Source organism: Arthrobacter sp. FW306-07-I (assembly GCF_021800405.1).
Lineage (GTDB): Bacteria > Actinomycetota > Actinomycetes > Actinomycetales > Micrococcaceae > Arthrobacter.
In genome coordinates this window covers 2,370,170-2,388,236 of sequence record NZ_CP084550.1, presented here as the reverse complement: position 1 = coordinate 2,388,236, position 18,067 = coordinate 2,370,170, and the positions used below count along the sequence as shown (strand labels likewise).

At 66.7% G+C, this 18,067-nt stretch carries 15 protein-coding genes; 10 read left to right on the top strand and 5 right to left on the bottom strand.

The genetic code is table 11. The features are described from left to right. Window positions 1–73: 73 nt before the first annotated feature. The 3 genes from secD (at window position 74) to LFT46_RS10970 (ending at window position 5,407) form a co-directional block, all read left to right on the top strand. A complete protein-coding gene (gene secD, locus LFT46_RS10980; RefSeq protein WP_236798479.1) occupies window positions 74–1,831 on the top strand; it encodes a protein translocase subunit SecD in 1,758 nt (585 codons plus the stop codon). Continuing rightward, the gene (gene secF, locus LFT46_RS10975; protein WP_236819598.1) at window positions 1,831–2,847 is read left to right on the top strand and encodes a protein translocase subunit SecF; all 1,017 of its coding nucleotides are present in this window, start codon (window positions 1,831–1,833) and stop codon (window positions 2,845–2,847) included. Before secD ends, secF begins: the two co-directional genes overlap by 1 nt. Window positions 2,848–3,016: 169 nt before the next feature. Next, window positions 3,017–5,407 (top strand): RelA/SpoT family protein, encoded by a 2,391-nt coding sequence (locus LFT46_RS10970; RefSeq protein WP_236819596.1) that lies wholly within the window; start codon window positions 3,017–3,019, stop codon window positions 5,405–5,407. On the opposite strand, the gene LFT46_RS10965 is transcribed toward LFT46_RS10970, so the two are convergent. From LFT46_RS10965 to LFT46_RS10955, 3 genes are all read right to left on the bottom strand, one after another. Further along, entirely contained in the window at window positions 5,288–6,061 is a 774-nt protein-coding gene (locus LFT46_RS10965; RefSeq protein WP_236819593.1) for a type IV toxin-antitoxin system AbiEi family antitoxin, read from the bottom strand. The genes LFT46_RS10970 and LFT46_RS10965 overlap by 120 nt on opposite strands. Window positions 6,062–6,160: 99 nt before the next feature. After that, window positions 6,161–7,672 (bottom strand): DUF349 domain-containing protein, encoded by a 1,512-nt coding sequence (locus tag LFT46_RS10960; RefSeq protein ID WP_236819591.1) that lies wholly within the window; start codon window positions 7,670–7,672, stop codon window positions 6,161–6,163. A gap of 66 nt (window positions 7,673–7,738) precedes the next feature. Then, the gene (locus LFT46_RS10955; protein WP_236819589.1) at window positions 7,739–8,557 is read right to left on the bottom strand and encodes a peptidylprolyl isomerase; all 819 of its coding nucleotides are present in this window, start codon (window positions 8,555–8,557) and stop codon (window positions 7,739–7,741) included. A 229-nt stretch (window positions 8,558–8,786) separates the two neighbouring features. On the opposite strand from LFT46_RS10955, the gene hisS reads away from it, so the two are divergent. Next, on the top strand, window positions 8,787–10,157 hold the full coding sequence (gene hisS, locus LFT46_RS10950) for a histidine--tRNA ligase (RefSeq protein WP_236798473.1): 1,371 nt from the start codon (window positions 8,787–8,789) through the stop codon (window positions 10,155–10,157). Between the two features lie 28 nt (window positions 10,158–10,185). Here hisS and LFT46_RS10945 read toward each other — a convergent pair whose 3' ends face one another. Then, entirely contained in the window at window positions 10,186–11,439 is a 1,254-nt protein-coding gene (locus LFT46_RS10945) for an APC family permease (protein WP_236819587.1), read from the bottom strand. A 97-nt stretch (window positions 11,440–11,536) separates the two neighbouring features. On the opposite strand from LFT46_RS10945, the gene aspS reads away from it, so the two are divergent. Together aspS and LFT46_RS10935 are read left to right on the top strand one after the other, a co-directional pair. Then, complete coding sequence (gene aspS, locus LFT46_RS10940) at window positions 11,537–13,336, top strand: aspartate--tRNA ligase (protein ID WP_236819585.1); 1,800 nt, start codon at window positions 11,537–11,539, stop codon at window positions 13,334–13,336. A 96-nt stretch (window positions 13,337–13,432) separates the two neighbouring features. Next, window positions 13,433–14,242 carry a GNAT family N-acetyltransferase gene (locus tag LFT46_RS10935; RefSeq protein ID WP_236822026.1) on the top strand — a complete coding sequence of 270 codons (810 nt, stop codon included), beginning with the start codon at window positions 13,433–13,435 and terminating at the stop codon, window positions 14,240–14,242. A gap of 20 nt (window positions 14,243–14,262) precedes the next feature. On the opposite strand, the gene LFT46_RS10930 is transcribed toward LFT46_RS10935, so the two are convergent. Continuing rightward, entirely contained in the window at window positions 14,263–14,931 is a 669-nt protein-coding gene (locus LFT46_RS10930; RefSeq protein ID WP_236819583.1) for an acVLRF1 family peptidyl-tRNA hydrolase, read from the bottom strand. Between the two features lie 53 nt (window positions 14,932–14,984). On the opposite strand from LFT46_RS10930, the gene LFT46_RS10925 reads away from it, so the two are divergent. The 4 genes from LFT46_RS10925 (at window position 14,985) to LFT46_RS10910 (ending at window position 18,032) form a co-directional block, all read left to right on the top strand. Further along, window positions 14,985–16,469, top strand: coding sequence for a replication-associated recombination protein A (locus LFT46_RS10925; protein WP_236798469.1), 1,485 nt, complete (start codon window positions 14,985–14,987; stop codon window positions 16,467–16,469). 169 nt (window positions 16,470–16,638) lie between these two features. After that, a complete protein-coding gene (gene rpsD / locus LFT46_RS10920; protein ID WP_009357431.1) occupies window positions 16,639–17,265 on the top strand; it encodes a 30S ribosomal protein S4 in 627 nt (208 codons plus the stop codon). Window positions 17,266–17,410: 145 nt separating this feature from the next. Further along, on the top strand, window positions 17,411–17,785 hold the full coding sequence (locus LFT46_RS10915) for a DUF948 domain-containing protein (protein WP_142133738.1): 375 nt from the start codon (window positions 17,411–17,413) through the stop codon (window positions 17,783–17,785). A 16-nt stretch (window positions 17,786–17,801) separates the two neighbouring features. Next, window positions 17,802–18,032 carry a DUF6167 family protein gene (locus tag LFT46_RS10910; protein WP_236798468.1) on the top strand — a complete coding sequence of 77 codons (231 nt, stop codon included), beginning with the start codon at window positions 17,802–17,804 and terminating at the stop codon, window positions 18,030–18,032. Window positions 18,033–18,067: the final 35 nt, after the last annotated feature.

Sequence of the window (18,067 nt, the reverse complement as noted above, 5' to 3'; positions counted from 1 at the left end):
CCGCTGCGGACCACCGCCGGCGCGGCCATGGCCTGCGCCGGCGGTTCCTCCGCGAATAAGAGAAAGATCGACAATGGCACGAACTGGCCGCAAGAAGCCGGGGCTCCGCGTCCTGGTCTGGCTTGGCGTACTCCTGGCGGCGCTGACCGCCGTCCTGGCCGGCGGCACCATCGCCGGACAGGCCAGCTGGGCGCCCAAACTCGCCCTGGACCTGGAGGGCGGCACCCAGATGATCCTCGCCCCGAAGGTGGAGGGCGGATCGGACATCAACGAGCAGCAGCTCAACCAGGCCGTGGCGATCATCCGCCAGCGCGTTGACGGCTCGGGCGTCTCCGAAGCGGAAATCAGCACCCAGTCCGGGCGCAACGTGGTGGTCAGCCTTCCCGGCACGCCTTCCGCCGAAACCCGGAACCTGATCCAGGCCTCCGCGGACATGAATTTCCGCCCCGTGCTGCTCAATGGTGACGGCGCACCGGTGCCGCCGGAGTCGCAGACCCCTGAGGCCCAGCTCCCCAAGCCGACGGCTGCCCCGGCGAACAGCAGCGACACCAACTGGATCACACCCGAGATCTACAAGCAGTTCGAGACACTTGACTGCAACAGCCCCGCAGCCGAGAAGTCCCAGCGGTCAGATCCCACGAAGCCGCTGGTCACCTGCGAGCCTGCCACCGACAAGTCCCCGGCGATCAAGTACATCCTGGGTCCCGTGGAGGTGAAGGGCAGCAACATCGTCACTTCGTCCTTCCAGCTGCAGCAGGGCGCCCAGGGCGCGGTCACCAATGAGTGGGCCGTCAACATCCAGTTCGACGCCGAAGGTACCGCGAAGTTCAAAGAGGTCACCGAGCGCCTGAACCAGTTCTACACGGCCGCCGGCGGGCAGTCGGGCAGCGACCCCAAGGCGCAGTTCGCCATCGTCCTGGACGACCAGGTCATCTCCGCGCCGCGTGCGCTGGCCGTCATCACCGACGGACGTCCGCAGATCACCGGCGGCTTCACCGAGCAGACCGCCAAGGCCCTGTCCGACCAGCTGAAGTTCGGCGCCCTTCCCATCAGCTTCGACATCCAGAGCGAGCAGCAGATTTCCGCCACGCTTGGTGGGGAACAGTTGCGCATGGGATTGTTGGCCGGCCTGATCGGGCTCCTGCTCGTGGTGGTCTACTCGCTGTTCCAGTACCGGGCCCTGGGCTTCGTGACCATTGCCTCCCTGGTGGTGGCCGGTGCCCTGACCTACCTGGCCATCGCCATCCTCGGCTGGACCGAGAACTACCGGCTGTCCCTTGCGGGCGTTGCGGGCATCATCGTGGCCATCGGCCAGACAGCTGACTCGTTCATCGTCTACTTTGAGCGCATCCGTGACGAACTGCGTGAAGGGCGCGGCCTGGTGTCCGCGGTCGAAAACGGCTGGAAGCGGGCCAAGCGCACCGTCCTGGCGTCCAAGGCCGTCAACCTGCTGGCCGCGCTCGTCCTGTACTTCGTCGCCGTGGGCAACGTGCGCGGTTTCGCCTTCACCCTGGGCCTGACCGCCATTGCCGACCTCATCGTGGTGTTCATGTTCACCCACCCCACGCTGCAGCTTCTGGCCCGCACCCGTTTCTTCGGTGAAGGCCACAAGTTCTCCGGCCTGGACCCCGAACGGCTGGGCGCGGTGCCGCTGTACCGCGGCGCCGGGCGGATCCGTACTCCCGAGGAGCGGCCTGTGGTGGTCCGCAGCAAGAACGCCGGTGCAGCGGCCGAGGCCGAGCGCCGCATGACCATCGCCGAACGGCGCATGGCAGAAAAGCAGGAACAGCTGGCTGGCTCGTCCAAGACCTCCGCGAAGGAGAACAAGTAATGTCAGGCTTCTCCACTTTCGGCAACGAGCTTTACTCGGGCAAGCGCTCCTACGACTTCGTTGGCGCCAAGAAGATCTGGTTCATCATCGCCGCGGTGGGCGTGGCCCTGTCCATCATCATCCCGGTGGCCAAGGGCGGCTTCAACCTCGGTATTGAATTCCGCGGCGGCTCTGAATTCACGGTCTCCAACGTCAAGACCACCGATGCCGCCATCGGCGGGAAAGCCGTCACCGACGTTGTATCCGGCAGCGTTCCGCGCGTGGCAAACGTGGCCGGCAACACCATGCGCATCCAGACGGACAAACTGACGGACGACGAAACCCTCAAAATCAAGCAGGGCCTCACCAGCGCCTATGGCGTTACGGACAACGAGGTGACATCCACGTTCGTGGGCCCCACCTGGGGTGCTGACGTGACAAAGCAGGCACTGATCGGCCTGGTGGTGTTCGTGCTGCTGGCGGCCCTGCTCATGGCCCTGTACTTCCGTACCTGGAAGATGTCCCTCTCGGCCCTTGCCGGCATGGCGGTGACCATGTTCATCACCGCCGGGGTCTACGCCCTGAGCGACTTCGAGGTGACCCCGTCGGCCATCATCGGCTTCCTGACCGTCCTCAGCTACTCCCTGTACGACACCGTGGTGGTCTTCGACAAGATCCGCGAGAACACCTCCGGCATCGACGCGTCCACGCGCCGGACCTTCGCCGAGGAAGTCAACCTCGCGGTCAACCAGACGCTGGTGCGGTCCATCAACACCATGATGGTGGCCATCCTCCCCGTCGGAGCCATTCTGTTCATCGGTGCCGGACTCCTCGGCGCAGGAACGCTCCGCGACCTGTCCCTCGCCCTGTTCGTCGGGATCCTGATCGGCACCGCCGCGACGATCTTCGTGGCGGCGCCGATGTACGCCTGGCTCCGCCAGGGCGAACCGGATTTGGTCAAGCAGGCACGGCGCGTGGAGCAGCGCCGCGCCGGGGCTGCGGAGCGGTCAACGACGGCGACGCCGGCGCAAGCCTGACCGGCAACCGCGAAGCCTGACGGGGAACCACAGGCAGTTGTAAAGCCCTCAAGGGCCGGGTGATGCAGATATTGCGTCACCCGGCCCTTGACTATTCTGTCCCGGTTATAAAAGTCGCCGCCCGGAGGAATAGACTGGGGTAATTAAATCGGTGGTGAGGGGTGCTTCATTGGAAGAACGTTCGGCGTCGGCGCCAACGGCACAGGAAGATAAGAATCCTGCCGGTGTACAAGCCGGTGCGGCAACGCCCGCGCGCCCTGGTTCCCTGGTTCCTGTCGACAACTCAGGATCCCGCGCCACGTTCCCGGGCCGCCGTGAGCGGACCCGCTCCCGCCTTGCCCGCCTGACCGGCCGCGGCCCAGCCACGTACTCTCCCATCCTTGAACCGTTGCTCCGCACCGTCCGCGCCAACAATCCCAAAGAGGACTTCGACCTCATCCAGGGCGCCTTTGACGTAGCCGAGCGCAGCCACCGCGGGCAGAAGCGCAAGAGCGGGGATCCGTACATCACCCACCCCGTGGCCGTGGCAACCATCCTCGCTGAACTGGGACTCAGCGGCACGACGCTGGCTGCAGCGCTGCTGCATGACACGGTGGAAGACACTCCGTACACGCTTGCCGACCTGAAGCGGGACTTCGGGCCGGAAGTAGCAATGCTGGTGGACGGCGTGACCAAACTGGACAAAGTCAGCTTCGGCGAGGCTGCCCAGTCGGAGACCGTCCGAAAAATGGTCGTGGCCATGGCCAAGGACATCCGTGTCCTGATGATCAAGCTGGCGGACCGGCTGCATAACGCCCGCACCTGGCGCTTCGTTTCGGCCGAATCCTCTGCCCGCAAAGCCCGGGAAACCCTGGAGATCTTCGCACCGCTGGCCCACCGCCTGGGTATGAACACCATCAAGTGGGAGCTTGAGGACCTGTCCTTCGCGGCGCTGTATCCCAAGGTGTACGAGGAGATCGTCCGGATGGTGGGGGACAGGACCCCCGAGCGGGAAAAGAGCCTGGGCGTCATCCGCGACCAGATCACGGAGGACCTGCGCGGAGCCCGGATCAAGGCCACCATCACCGGCCGGCCCAAGCATTACTACTCCATCTACCAAAAGATGATTGTCCGCGACAAGGACTTCGACGACATCAACGACCTCATGGGTGTCCGCGTCCTGGTGGACTCCGTCCGGGACTGCTACGCCGCCCTGGGTATCATGCATTCGCGCTGGAACCCCCTGCCCGGCAGGTTCAAGGACTACATCGCGATGCCGAAGTTCAACATGTACCAGTCGCTGCACACCACCGTCATCGGTCCGGGCGGCAAGCCGGTGGAGATCCAGATCCGCACGCATGAGATGCACCGCCGGGCCGAATACGGCGTGGCTGCCCACTGGAAGTACAAGGACCAGCCCAATCGCACCGCCGTGGGTCCCGGAAGTCCCCGCGACGGCGACATGGGGTGGCTGCGGTCCCTGGTGGACTGGCAGCAGGAGACATCGGATCCGGGGGAGTTCCTGGACTCGCTCCGGTTTGAAATCAACGCCCGCGAAGTGTTCGTCTTCACCCCCAAGGGCGAAGTCATGGCACTGCCGGCGGGATCGACACCCGTGGACTTTGCCTACGCAGTCCACACGGAGGTGGGCCACCGCACCATCGGCGCCAGGGTCAACGGCAAGCTGGTCCCGCTCAACAGCGAACTGAACCACGGCGACTGGGTGGAAATCTTCACCTCCAAGGCCGAGGGAGCGGGGCCCAGCCAGGACTGGCAGCACTTCGTTAAGAGCGCCCGGGCACGCAACAAGATCCGGCAGTGGTTCAGCAAGGAACGCCGCGAAGAAGCGATCGACCGTGGCAAGGAACTGCTGACCCGTGCCATGCGGAAGCAGAACCTCCCGCTGCAGCGGCTGATGACGCACGAGGCCCTGGCCGCCGTGGCGGAGGAGTTCAAGTACGCCGACATCTCCGGACTTTACGCCGGGGTGGGCGACGGACACACGTCCGCGCAGTCGGTCATGGAGAAGCTCATTGAAAGCCTGGGCGGCAATGAGAGTGCCGATGATGACGTCGAAGAGGTCAGCATCCCCACCCAGGTCACCAAGGCCCGCTTCTCCGACTCCGGTGTAGTGGTCCGCGGCGTAGGCGACGTCTGGGTCAAGCTCGCGCGCTGCTGCACGCCCGTTCCGCCGGATCCGATCCTGGGCTTCGTGACCCGGGGCTCCGGTGTCTCCGTACACCGGACTGACTGCACGAACATCTCGGACCTGAAGGACCAACCGGACCGGATCGTGGACGTGGACTGGGCGCCAACCCAGTCGAGCGTCTTCCTGGTGGAAATCCAGGTTGAGGCGCTGGACCGCAAGTCCCTGCTCTCCGACGTGACCAGGGTCCTGTCGGACAACCACGTCAACATCCTTGCCGCCAGCGTCCACACCTCCACGGACCGCGTGGCGATCTCAAAGTTCGCTTTCGAGATGGGCGACCCCAAGTACCTCAGCCACGTCCTGAGCGCCGTCCGCCGGATCGACGGGGTCTTTGACGTCTACCGCACCACCGGCAACAAACGCCGGAGCTAGCAGGGCAAGCTTTTCCAGCGCCGCCCGCTTGTGTGGCACCCGGGGTGTTGCCTCGATGGCCCGGACCAGGAGGCGCAGCTTCACGTCCTGCTGCGGCCTTGCGAGCAGGCCGGCGAGGGCAGGTACGGCGCGCTCCGATTCCACATGCAGGGCGATATCAAGCGCGGTCCGCAGGGGGCTGGACACCATGAGCCCGCCCAGGCTGATCACATCGAACGGCCCAAGCTTCACTTCATGCAACGTGCAGCCGCGCGTGCTCCGCAGGCTGGACACCCTCCGCTTGGCATCCACCAGCAGGGCCAGGCGGTCAGGCTCAGCCGCACAGCCGTAGATCCAGGCCGCCGTCATCCGCCCGGCAACAACGCGCTGCCGTATTGCCGCCGGTACAGCCCCTGCCGCTGCCCTTGCACGCAGCTGAGGGGACGCAGGGATTCCGGGGAGCGTATAGCCGTGCTGATGGAAACGGGCCAGCAGGCCGTCCGCTGCGAGGGACTGCAGTTCCGGACCGGCGAAGGGGCCGCCGGGAGCATAAAGCTCGGGAAAGCGGGGCGCTGCGCCGGCTTCCGCCGGGTTTTCCCGGCAAGCCGCACGGGAAACTGGCGGGCCGGCTGCCCTGCCTGGCCCGGCGGCGGATGGAGTTGGAGGAGTGGCCATAGCCCCATCCTGCCCGGGACGCCCTTAAACGGCACAGGCCCCGCCCGGTTTATGTGGATAACCGGAACGGGGCCTGCGCCCGTCAGCTCAACGGGTTGTTCAGGACAGCTCGCTGGCGGAGCGCTGGATCTGGTCGAGCCAGGCCTGGCGCGCCTCAAGGGCTTCCTGGGCAGCCTTGATCTTGCGCTGGTCGCCGCTCTTCTCTGCCTTGGCGAGGTCTTCCTGGAGCCCGGCGATGGCGGACTCCAACTGGGACAACGCGCTGTTGGTGCGTGCCTTGCGCTCAGGGTTGGACCGCTGCCACTGCTCTTCCTCAGCGTGGCGGACGGCGTCCTCCACCTTCCGCAGTCCGGCCTCGATCCGGCCCATGTCTGCCCGCGGCACCTTGCCGGCCTCTTCCCAGCGGTCACGGATGGACTGCAGGGCCTTCTTGGCCGCGGCGAGGTCCTTGACCGGCAGGATGGTGTTGGCCTCGGCCAGCAGTTCTTCCTTCACGGTAAGGTTTGCGGCGTATTCCTGGTCGATCTCGTCATTGGCGGCCTGGCGCGACGTGAAGAAGACGTCCTGTGCGGCGCGGAAGCGTGCCCACAGCGCGTCATCGTCCTTGCGGCTGGCACGCGGCGATGCCTTCCACTGGTCCATCAGCCGGCGGTATTCCCCGGCGGCGTAGCCCCAGTCCGTGGAGGTGGACAGGGCTTCAGCTTCGGCAATCAGCTTCTCCTTGGCAGCCTTGGCCGCAGAGTTGTTGCTGTCCAGCTGGGAGAAATATGCCCTGCGGTGGCGGTCGAAAACGGTGCGGGCAGCACGGAACCGCTTCCAGAGGGCGTCTTCGTTGCTGCGGCCCAGCCGGACGCCGCTCTTCTGGGCGGCTTTCCAGTTTTCGAAAAGCTCGTTCATGCGGGCGCTGGAGGTCTTCCACTGTGTCTGGGCGGGATCCTGGCCGGAAATCTGCTCCGCCTCGGCAACAATGGCTTCACGCGCTGCGAGCTCGGCGGCCCGCACGGCGTCGTGCTCTGCTTTCTCGGCCTTTTCCAGCTCCGCGATCTGGCCGGACAGCTTATCCAGGCGCGCTTCCGCAGCCCGGAGGTCGCCCACCATGTTCCGCTCGGCAAGCTGCTCATGCAGGTGCGTCACCGTCTTCTGCATGTCGGTGCTGGGGGCCTTGGAGGTGACCCGCTGTTCCAGCAGAACGATCTGAGCCACGACGTCGTCGTACTTCCGCGCAAAGTACAGCAGGGCTTCGTCGTCGCTGACGCCGGGGTACTGGCCCACGGGGTGCTCGCCGTCGTCGATCTTCAGGTAGACGTGGCCGTCGCCCTCCACCCGGCCCCATTTGGACGCCTCGGCGATGGAGGTGCTGGGTGCGGCAGGAGCCGGTGCGGCGGCGGGTGCGGCCGCGGCCGGCTTGGGCCGGGAGGCGAAAGCGGCAGGAGACGGTGCAGACGGCCGGGGCCCGGGGGCCGGCGCAGCCGCCGAGGGCGCTGCGGGAGCCTCGGGCGCGGCAGATGACTGCTCGGCATTCGCATCAGGACCGGTACCTTCGCCGGTGGCGGGGGCCGCCGTTTCGGTCAGGTCTGTTGCTGTTTCGTCGGATTTTTGACTGTCTGTCACCGCTAAAAGTCTTTCGCTTGGAGGGAAATACTCACGTACTCACCGTGGCCAGTCCGGCCCGGCTTCCTACTTCAGAGAAAACGAGTCTATCGTGACTGCTTGTTTTGGCGCGCCGTCCGTGTCGCTGGCTCCCGGTGTGATTCCTGCGGCCGCGATGGTGGAGACGACGTCGAGCCCGGAGGTGACCTTTCCTACAACGGTGTAGCCCCCGGCGGCGTCCGCCGGGATGACCGTGTCCTTGTAGACAATGAAGAACTGCGTCCCGTTGCCGTACGCGTTATTGCCTGTGCGGGCAACGGCGATGGTGCCGGCAGGGTAGGTGTTGTCAGCCGGGGTGTTCTCGAGCGGACCCCACGTGTAGTTCGGGTCGCCCTGCCCGTCTCCCTTGGGGGAGCCGCACTGCAGGACGCCGAACTTGTCTGCGGTGGTCAGCCGGTGGCACGTCTTGCCATTGAAATAGCCTTCGTCGCTGAGGGACTTGAACACGGCGGCGGCCTGCGGGGCCTTGGTCCCGTCCACTTCCACGCCCAGCGGGTTGCCGTTCAGCAGCAGCTGGCCGGAGAATGTCTTGCCGGCCGCCGTATCCGCAGCCGGGATGTTCGGTCCATTGGTTGCCGGCGCGGAGGGTGTGGGGGAGGAGCTTGCGGAAGCGGAGGGCTCCGTCAATCCCGCCTGCGCAGCAGCGTATTCGGCTTCCGTGGGATTGCCGGCGAACGCGGTGAGTTGGAGGACGACGGCGAGCACCACGGCGGCGGCCCCGGCACCGGCGGCCACGAGGTCGTCGCGCTTCCGTCGCTTCTCCTGGCCGCGCCGGAGCTCACGCTTGGCCTCCATTTGCTGGATGCGCCGTTTTGCTTCGCGTGCACTGCGTGAACTGGCCGCCAAGGGTCCTCCTCGTCGTCGGGCTGCTGGTGCCCGGCGGTTGGCCGCAGGGCGCAGGTATCAGGGGCCAGGCTTCGCGGGTCCGCTGCATTAGAGATGCACAGTGATGCCGCATAAACTGGCTGCCGCACATAGTTTATGCATGGCTGGCTGTGCTGCCGCCGCATGCCGTCTTAACGGGCGCGGGCCGGCAGTTCCGGCGCACCTTCCATTCCTAAGGAGAACCTTCCCCATGGCACGCACCGCCTCCCTGTCCGGATTCCCCGAGTGGCTTCCCGAGGAACGGCTGGTGGAGCTGCATGTGCTCGATACCCTGCGCCGGGTTTTTGAGCTCCACGGTTTCGGCTCGATCGAGACCCGAGCGGTGGAGACGGTGGGCCAACTGCTCCGCAAGGGGGAGATCGACAAGGAAGTGTACGGCCTGAGCCGGCTGCAGGAGGATGAGAGCGAGAACCCCGTCAAAGGCGGAAAGGCCGACCCGCACGCACTTGCCCTGCACTTTGACCTGACGGTTCCCTTCGCCCGGTATGTCGTGGAGAACGCGGGCTATTTGTCTTTCCCGTTCCGCCGTTACCAGATCCAGAAGGTGTGGCGCGGGGAACGGCCCCAGGAAGGACGGGCCCGCGAGTTCACCCAGGCGGACATTGACGTGGTGGGCGACGGCGAGCTTCCGTTCCGCTATGACGTCGAGATCGCGCTGGTCATCGCCGAGGCACTCAGCGCCCTGCCCATCCCCGACTTCCGCCTGCGCATCAATAACCGCAAGCTGGCTGAAGGGTTCTATCGCGGCATTGGACTGGAAGACACCGCAGGCGTGCTGCGCAGCATCGACAAGCTCGAAAAGGTGGGCCCCGCCAAGGTGGCCGAACTGTTGAAGAGCGAACTCGGCGCGTCCGACGAACAGGCGGCCAAGGCCCTGCAGCTGGCGGCCATTCGCACCGAGGACACCTCCTTCGTGGCCCAGGTCCGGGCCTTGGGCGTCAGCAACGAACTGCTGGATGAAGGCCTGGACGAACTGGAGCAGGTCATCGATGCCGCCGTCCAGCGGGCCCCGGGCAAGGTCCTGGCGGATCTCAGTATTGCCCGCGGCCTGGACTACTACACGGGCACGGTGGTGGAAACGGTGCTGGTGGGCCACGAACAGCTGGGCTCGATCTGCTCCGGCGGCCGTTACGACGCCTTGGCATCGAAGGGAAACCGCAAGTTCCCGGGCGTCGGCCTCTCCATCGGTGTCACCCGCCTGGTGTCCCGGATCCTGAGCCAGGACCTGGCCAAGGCTTCCCGTTCGGTTCCCACCGCCGTCCTGGTGGCCCTGAACCAGGATGACAGCTGGGGAGCGGCCCAGGACGTTGCCGCCCTGCTGCGCAGCCGGGGGATCCCCACCGAGGTTGCGGCGAAGGCGGACAAGTTCGGCAAGCAGATCAAGTTCGCGGACAAGCGGGGGATCCCCTTCGTCTGGTTCACCGACGAGGACGGCACCCACCAGGTCAAGGACATCCGCACCGGCGAGCAGGTGCTGGCCGCTCCCGAAACCTGGATGCCGCCGCTGGAGGACCTGACCGTGCAGGTTGAAACGACCGCGACTGCACCGGCTTCGGTGTAGCCCGGGAACCTAAGGCGGGGGCTGGTACCTACGCCTGGGGCTGGTGCTGCCGGAAGCGAAGCACCAGCCACCGTCCGGCCACCCCTGCCGCCAGGACCACCGCCATGGTCAGGAGGGACGCTGCCGGCAGCGTGAAGGCGAGTACGACGCACCCTAGGAACCCGACAGCGTTGAGCCAGCGTGGAGCGTACCCGGGGTGTGCCGCGAGCGTGAAGGCGGAGGCGTTCGCTATCGCGTAGTAGACCAGTACACCGAAGCTTGAGAAGCCCACCACGGTCATCACGTCAGTGGTCAGCAGGAGCAGGATGACGACGGCGGCCACGGCCAGTTCCGCGACGAACGGAACGGTGTGGCTGCCGCCCACCTTCGCCAATGGTCCGGGAAGATCCCGTTCCCTCGCCATGGCCAGCGTTGTCCTGCCCACCCCCGTGATAAGTGCGAGAAGGGCGCCCAGGCATGCGGCCGCCGCTCCGGCCTGCACCAGCGGCGCACCCGCGGCCAGGCCTGATTCCAACACCGCGTCCAGCAGGGGTGTCCGGGTGGCGGCAAGCCGGTCACCGAGGTGGGCCTGCAGGAGCAGCGCCAGCACCAGGTAAATGGCAAACGCGGCCGCCAGGGCCGCGAGAATGGCCCGCGGTATGGCCCGGGCCGGGTTCCGCACCTCTTCGCCCAGGGTGGCGATCCTGGCGTAGCCGGCGAAGGCGAAGAACATCAGTCCGGCGGCGGGCAGCACGCCGGCCGCACCTGCGGACGGAGCCCCTGCCGTTTCCGTCGCAGGGTGCGGCCCCAGCACTGCTGCGACGGCAACGAAGACCAGTGTTGCCAGGACCATGCACAGCAGGATCCGGGTCAGCAGGGCGGTCCTGGTGATGCCCAGCAGGTTGACGCCGGTCAGCACCACGACGGCGGCGATGGCCACCGGAACAGCAATAGCCGGGGCCACGTAACTGCCGAACGTCAACGCCATGGCGGCGCAGGAGGCGGTCTTGCCCGTGACAAAACCCCAGCCGGCCAGGAAGCCGGGCCATTCGCCCAGTTGCTTGCGGCCATAAACGTATGTTCCGCCACTGGTGGGATACTTTGCGGCGAGGGCTGCGGAGGCCACCGCGTTGCAGTACGCAACGACGCCGGCGACCACCACGGCCAGGACCAGCAGGTTCCCTGCCAGGGCGGCGGCCGGGGCGAACACCACGAACACGCCTGCACCCAGCATGGAACCAAGGCCAATGGCGGTGGCATCAAAGGTCCCCAGCCGGCGCTGCAGCTGCTGTGGTTCGCTCATGCGGCGGCAGTCCCTTTCCAGCGGGTAAACTCGGACGGGATCGTTCCCGCAACGATCATATTGAACTTCCCCCTGTTTTCCCGCAGAAAGGCGTGCTGTGCTGCGCACACATGACCTCGGATCCCTTCGCTCCGAGCACATTGGACAGACCGTAACCCTGGCCGGCTGGGTGGCCCGCCGTCGTGATCACGGTGGTGTGGCATTCGTGGACCTGCGCGACGCTTCAGGCGTGGCGCAGGTGGTTGTCCGTGAGGAAGAAGTGTTCCACGGGCTGCGCAACGAGTACGTCCTGCAAATCAAGGGCACGGTGTCCCGGCGACCGGAGGGCAACGAGAACCCTGCGCTGGCCACAGGCGAAATCGAGGTCATCGCCGAGGACGTCACCATCCTCAACACCTCGGACCCGCTGCCGTTCCAGATTGACGAGCATGTGGAGGTCGGCGAGGAAGCCCGCCTGAAGCACCGCTACCTGGACCTGCGCCGCCCCGGCCCCAGCCGCAACCTGCGCCTGCGGTCAGAGGCCAACCGGGTGGCGCGCGAGCTGCTCCACCAAGAGGGCTACGTTGAGATCGAGACGCCCACGCTGACGCGCTCGACGCCGGAAGGCGCCCGCGACTTCCTGGTTCCGGCACGCCTGGCCCCGGGTTCCTGGTACGCCCTTCCGCAGTCACCGCAGCTTTTCAAGCAGCTGCTGCAGGTGGGCGGCTTCGAGAAGTACTACCAGATTGCCCGCTGCTACCGTGACGAAGACTTCCGCGCGGACCGGCAGCCGGAATTCACCCAGCTGGACATCGAGGCCAGCTTCGTGGACCAGGACGACATCATCCGGATGGGCGAAAACATCGTCAAGGCCGTATGGCAGCTCATCGGTGTCGACATCCCCACGCCCATCCAGCGGATTACCTACGCCGATGCCATGGCACGGTTCGGCTCGGACAAGCCGGACCTTCGGTTCGGCCAGGAGCTCACCGAGTTGACTGAGTTCTTCAAGGACACCAGCTTTGGGGTGTTCAAGGCGCCGTACGTCGGCGCCGTGGTGATGCCCGGCGGCGCCTCGCAGCCGCGCCGCACCCTGGACGCCTGGCAGGAATGGGCCAAGCAGCGCGGCGCCAAGGGCCTGGCCTACGTGCTGTACAAGGAGGACGGCGAACTCACCGGTCCTGTGGCCAAGAACCTCACGGACACCGAGCGCGCCGGCCTGGCCGATGCGGTTGGCGCCAAACCGGGCGACTGCATCTTCTTCGCCGCAGGCGAGAAGACCCCGTCGCGGGCCCTCCTGGGTGCTGCCCGCGTGGAGATCGGCCACCGCACCGGCCTGATCGACCCCACCGACTGGGCGTTCTGCTGGGTAGTGGACGCCCCGATGTTCGAGCCCGCCGCCGCCGCAGTCGCCTCTGGTGATGTGGCTGTCGGCGGAGGGCAGTGGACGGCTGTCCACCACGCGTTCACCTCGCCCAAGCCGGAATTCCTGGATACCTTCGACAAGGACCCGGAGTCGGCACTGTCCTACGCCTACGACATCGTCTGCAACGGCAACGAAATCGGCGGTGGCTCCATCCGTATCCACCAGCGTGAAGTGCAGGAGCGGGTCTTTGAGCTGATGGGCCTGGACAAGGAGGACGCGCAGACCAAGTTCGGCTTCCTGCTCGAAGGTTTCAAGTACGGCGCGCCTCCGCACGGCGGCATCGCGTTCGGCTGGGACCGTGTTGTCTCGCTGCTGGCCGGGGTGGAGTCGATCCGCGACGTCATCGCCTTCCCCAAGTCCGGCGGCGGCCACGACCCCCTCACCGAGGCCCCGGCCCCCATTACGCCGCAGCAGCGCAAGGAAGCAGGCGTGGACTTCAAGCCGGAGGCCAAAAAGCCGGAAGAGAAAAAGAAGCCCGAAGACCAGCAGTAGTACCCGCGGCCTGGGGCCGCAACGCAGCAGGAGGTTCTCCGGTCCGCCGGGGAGCCTCCTGCTGTTAAGGAAGGAAACCTCGTGGCCGTAGGCGATATGCAGCCCCCACCCCCGAATATTGAAACTACCGCCCTCGAATCCGCCATGGACGCCGCCTGGCCCGCCCTGGAACAGGACGCTGCCGGCGGCTGGATCCTCCGGGCGGCGGAAGGTGTCACGCAGCGGGCCAACTCCATCTGGCCGCGGGACGCCGCGCAGCACCTGGGCGAAGAGCTTCCCGCGCTGCTCCGCCGGGCTCGGTCCTGGTACCGCAGCCGCCGGCTTCCGGTCATCTTCCAATTGTTTGAGGGCCCGGATGCGGCCGCGCTGCACGGACTTCTTGATGCGGAGGGCTTCACCCGCCAGTCCGAGACCATGGTCATGACCCGCAGCGCCCTGCACGTCCCCGCTCCTGCAGCCGAGCCGGGCACTCCGGCTGTTGAACTCTCACCGAAGCCATCGAAGGACTGGCTGCGGGTCTGGTGGCAGGTGGACGGCCGCGGCGGGGAGGACGCCATGGCCGTCGTCCAAAAAATCCTTGAAGGCTGCCCCTCCGTCTATGCCCTGGTGCGGGACGACGGGGGCCGGCCGGCCGCCGTCGGGCGCCTTGCGCTTCCCACCGGCAGCCACTTGGGTGGCCTGTACTGCATGGCCACCCTGCCGGAAGCGCGTCGCCGCGGGTTCGCGGCAGCGGTCCTCGACTCCCTGCTGCAGGCCGGCAACAGCCGGGGCGTGACGGGCTTCTGGCTGCTGGTGACTGCGGCGAACCACGGCGCGCAGGAGTTGTACGCCAAGGCCGGGTTCAAGGAAGCCGGCCGCTACCTGTACCGGCAGGAACGGCCCCGCCGGGCGGCCACCGGCTGCTGAACCGTCATGGCCGAAGCACTCTACCCGGGCGGATCCGCTACGGTGATCCGCACCGCGCAGGCGTCGGCTGCGGCCTTCTTTACCACGGCGGCCCTGGGTTCCGGCACGTCGAGGTATGCGAGGCGGGGGAGCTGCGCATAGTCCCGGAGAACTGGTTCGGCGAGGACCAGGTCCGCCAGTGTCCTGTCGCCGCCCGGCACGAGATATTCGAAGGCATGCCCGGCGAAGACCAGCCCTGCCTGTTCCGCCACGGCAACCACCAGGGCATCAGCCTGGTTGGAGCGCCGGCGGGCAAAGCGCTGCTGGGACTGGCCGCCGGCGGCCGTGCGCGACTGGACGTACCGGGTTCCCGCTTTTGACGCGAGCAGCGTACCTTCGCTTGCCACCCCGACGCCGTAGCCGCCCCGCCGGACCAGCAGCAGTCCCAGCCGGCGGGGCTGGGAGGCAAGTGCGGCCAGCCGCTCCAGCGGGCCGGCGCCGCGACCCGGCCGCCCATCTGCCGGCCACGGCGCCTGGAGGAGGGCTACGGTGCCATCGGCCGCCACAAGGCGGAGGCCGTCGTCGTCATCCTGCAGCCGGTATCCGCCGTGCGAGGCGCCGAACCGTTCAGCCCAGCCCGCCAGCCGGGCGCCTGGGACGAAGGCGGTCCGGACGGAGGGCGGTCCGCCGGCAGAAGCAGGGGAAGGCATGGGGCATCCTTGGGGCGGAGAAAGCAGCGGTTGACTGGAAGTAGCCTATCTATGTGGATGATCTCTTCGGCAACGGGCCAGAACATGACGACGACGAGGGTCCCGTCGCCGGGGCAGGCAACGGTTCCCGGGGCAACAGTGCGCGCGGCCAGGGCTCGCCCCGCAGCCCCCTCGCCGTAAGGATGCGGCCCCGCACCCTCGATGAGGTGGTGGGCCAGCAGCACCTGCTCGGCCAGGGCTCGCCGCTGCGCCAACTGGCAGCCGGGGCAGGCGCCGACGCAGCCGGTCCGGCCGGACCCAGTTCCCTGATCCTTTGGGGTCCGCCTGGTACCGGCAAGACCACGCTCGCGCACGTCATTGCCCGCGGTCCCGGCCGCAAGTTCGTGGAACTGTCCGCCATCACTGCGGGCGTCAAGGATGTCCGCCGCGTCATGGACGACGCCCTCACCGCGCGGGACCTGTACAAGACCACCACGGTGCTGTTCCTGGACGAGATCCACCGCTTCAACAAAGCCCAGCAGGACGCCCTGCTGCCCGGTGTCGAAAACCGCTGGGTGGTCCTCGTGGCTGCCACCACCGAGAACCCTTCCTTCTCGGTGGTCTCGCCGCTGCTCTCCCGCTCGCTGCTCCTCACGCTCAAACCCCTGACCGACGCGGACATCGAGGGCCTGCTGGTGCGCGCCGTGGAGGATCCGCGGGGGCTGGGCGGCAAGGTCCGGCTCAGCGACGAGGCGCTGGAGCACCTGGTCCGGCTCTCGGGCGGGGACGCCCGCAGGGCGCTCACGGCACTGGAAGCCGCGGCGGGTGTCGCTTTCGGTGACGCGGACGACGTCGAACGTTCCGTGGCGGAGGAAGGCGCACCTGGTGGGCCGGCCGCCGAAGCGCCTGTCGCCCTGGAGCCCGTCGTTGTGGAGTTGCGGCACACCGAGCGCGCCCTGGACGCGGCTGCCGTCCGTTACGACCGCGCCGGTGACCAGCACTACGACGTGGCCAGCGCCTTCATCAAATCCATCAGGGGCTCGGACGTGGATGCGGCCCTGCATTACCTCGCCCGGATGCTCGAGGCGGGGGAGGACCCGCGGTTTGTTGCCCGCAGGATTGTCATCTCCGCAGCGGAGGATGTGGGCATGGCCGACCCCACCGCCCTCCAGACGGCCGTCGCAGCGGCGCAGGCCGTGCAGCTTATTGGCATGCCCGAGGGCCGGATCATCCTGGCCGAGGCCGTGGTCCACCTGGCCACCGCACCAAAGTCCAATGCCGCCTACATGGGCATCAACAAAGCGATCGCCGATGTGCGCGCCGGCCTGGGCGTGGGGATTCCCGCGCACCTGCGTGACGCGCACTATCCCGGCTCCAAACAGCTGGGCCATGGCGTGGGCTACAAGTATGCCCACGACGCACCGCACGCCGTGGCTACCCAGCAGTACCCGCCGGATGACCTGGTGGGCCGGGACTACTACCAGCCCACCGGCAACGGTGCGGAACGGGACATTGCCCAGCGGCTGGAGCGGCTGCGGAGGATTGTCCGGGGCAAGTAATCGCGTGGTAAGCTGACTCTTTGTCTGGCAAGGCACGGACGCACAATCTCCCCAATTTACGTTGGACAGGTTATGCCCTGCGCCCAGTAGCAAAAGGCAGCGGTTGGCCGATGCTCTCCATCGTGGAGGCCAGTAACACTGACACACCGCAGATATTGGAAGGACACAAGTGGCTAACAACACTCGTGCTCGCCGTCAGGCCCGCCTCTCGCGGTCCCTCGGCATTGCTCTGACCCCCAAGGCCGCCAAGTACATGGAGCGCCGCCCGTACGGCCCCGGTGAGCATGGCCGTGCCCGCAAGAAGCAGGACTCCGACTACGCCGTTCGCCTGCGTGAAAAGCAGCGCCTGCGCGCCCAGTACGGCATCCGCGAAGCACAGATGACCCGTGCCTTCGAAGAGGCCCGCCGCACCAAGGGCCTGACCGGTGAAAACCTCATCGAACTGCTCGAAATGCGCCTCGACGCCCTGGTCCTGCGTGCCGGCTTCGCCCGCACCATCGCCCAGGCCCGCCAGCTGGTTGTGCACCGCCACATCATGGTTGACGGCGTCCGCGTTGACCGTCCGTCGTTCCGCGTCGGCGAGGGCCAGCTGGTCCACGTCCACAGCCGCAGCGAAACCATGGTTCCGCTCCAGGTTGCCGCAGCCGGTGCCCACCGCGACGTCCTGCCTGCCGTTCCGGCCTACCTGGACGTCAAGCTGGAGGCCCTGCAGGCACGCCTGGTCCGCCGCCCCAAGCGCTCCGAAATTCCCGTGACCTGTGAAGAGCAGCTCGTCGTCGAATTCTACGCACGCTAAATCCCAGCAGCGTATCCAAAGAAGCCCGTGGCAAGCGCCGCGGGCTTCTTTGTATGTAAGGTACTTGGGGGACATCTGCGCAACGGGCCTTCCGTGCATGCCGCGGATGGGGCCCCACCACGGAATTTCAAGGAGATGAACGTCTATGTCTGGTGGCGATATTGCCGGCCTGATCGCTGCCGGGGTGTTCGCGCTCCTGGTCCTGCTGCTTGCGGTCCCCATCCTGAAGCTGGGGAAGGTCTTTGACGAGATGCGGACTACCATCCGCTCCCTCAGCGACGGCGCCACGCCACTGATGGATGAGGTCACCGCAACTGTTTCCACCACCAACCAGCAGTTGAAGAAGGTGGACGGGATCTCATCCAACGTCTCGGACGCGTCCGCCAACATCTCCGCCCTGTCGTCGCTGGTCGCCGCCACCGTGGGTTCCCCGTTGATCAAGGTTGCCGCGTTCAGCTACGGCGTGCGCAGCGCCTTCGCCAACCGCCGGAAGCCCGCTGCAGGCCGCCGCAGCCGCTAGATTCGAAAAGAAGACCATGAAAAGAATTGTGTGGATGGGTATCGGCGTGGCCATTGGCGTCATCGCCTTCCGTAAAGTCAGCCAGGCGCAGTCCAGCCTCGGGCCGGAAGGCCTGAACCGTGCAGTGGGCCGGTTGGCCGACGGCGTTTACGACTTCGCCGACGCCGTGCGTGCAGGGATGCATGAACGCGAAACCGACTTGAGGACCGCCCTGGGCATCGAGTCCGCGGAAGTTGTTCGCCGCTAGCCCGGAAGGGCATATAGCGCCGGCAGCCAGTCAAC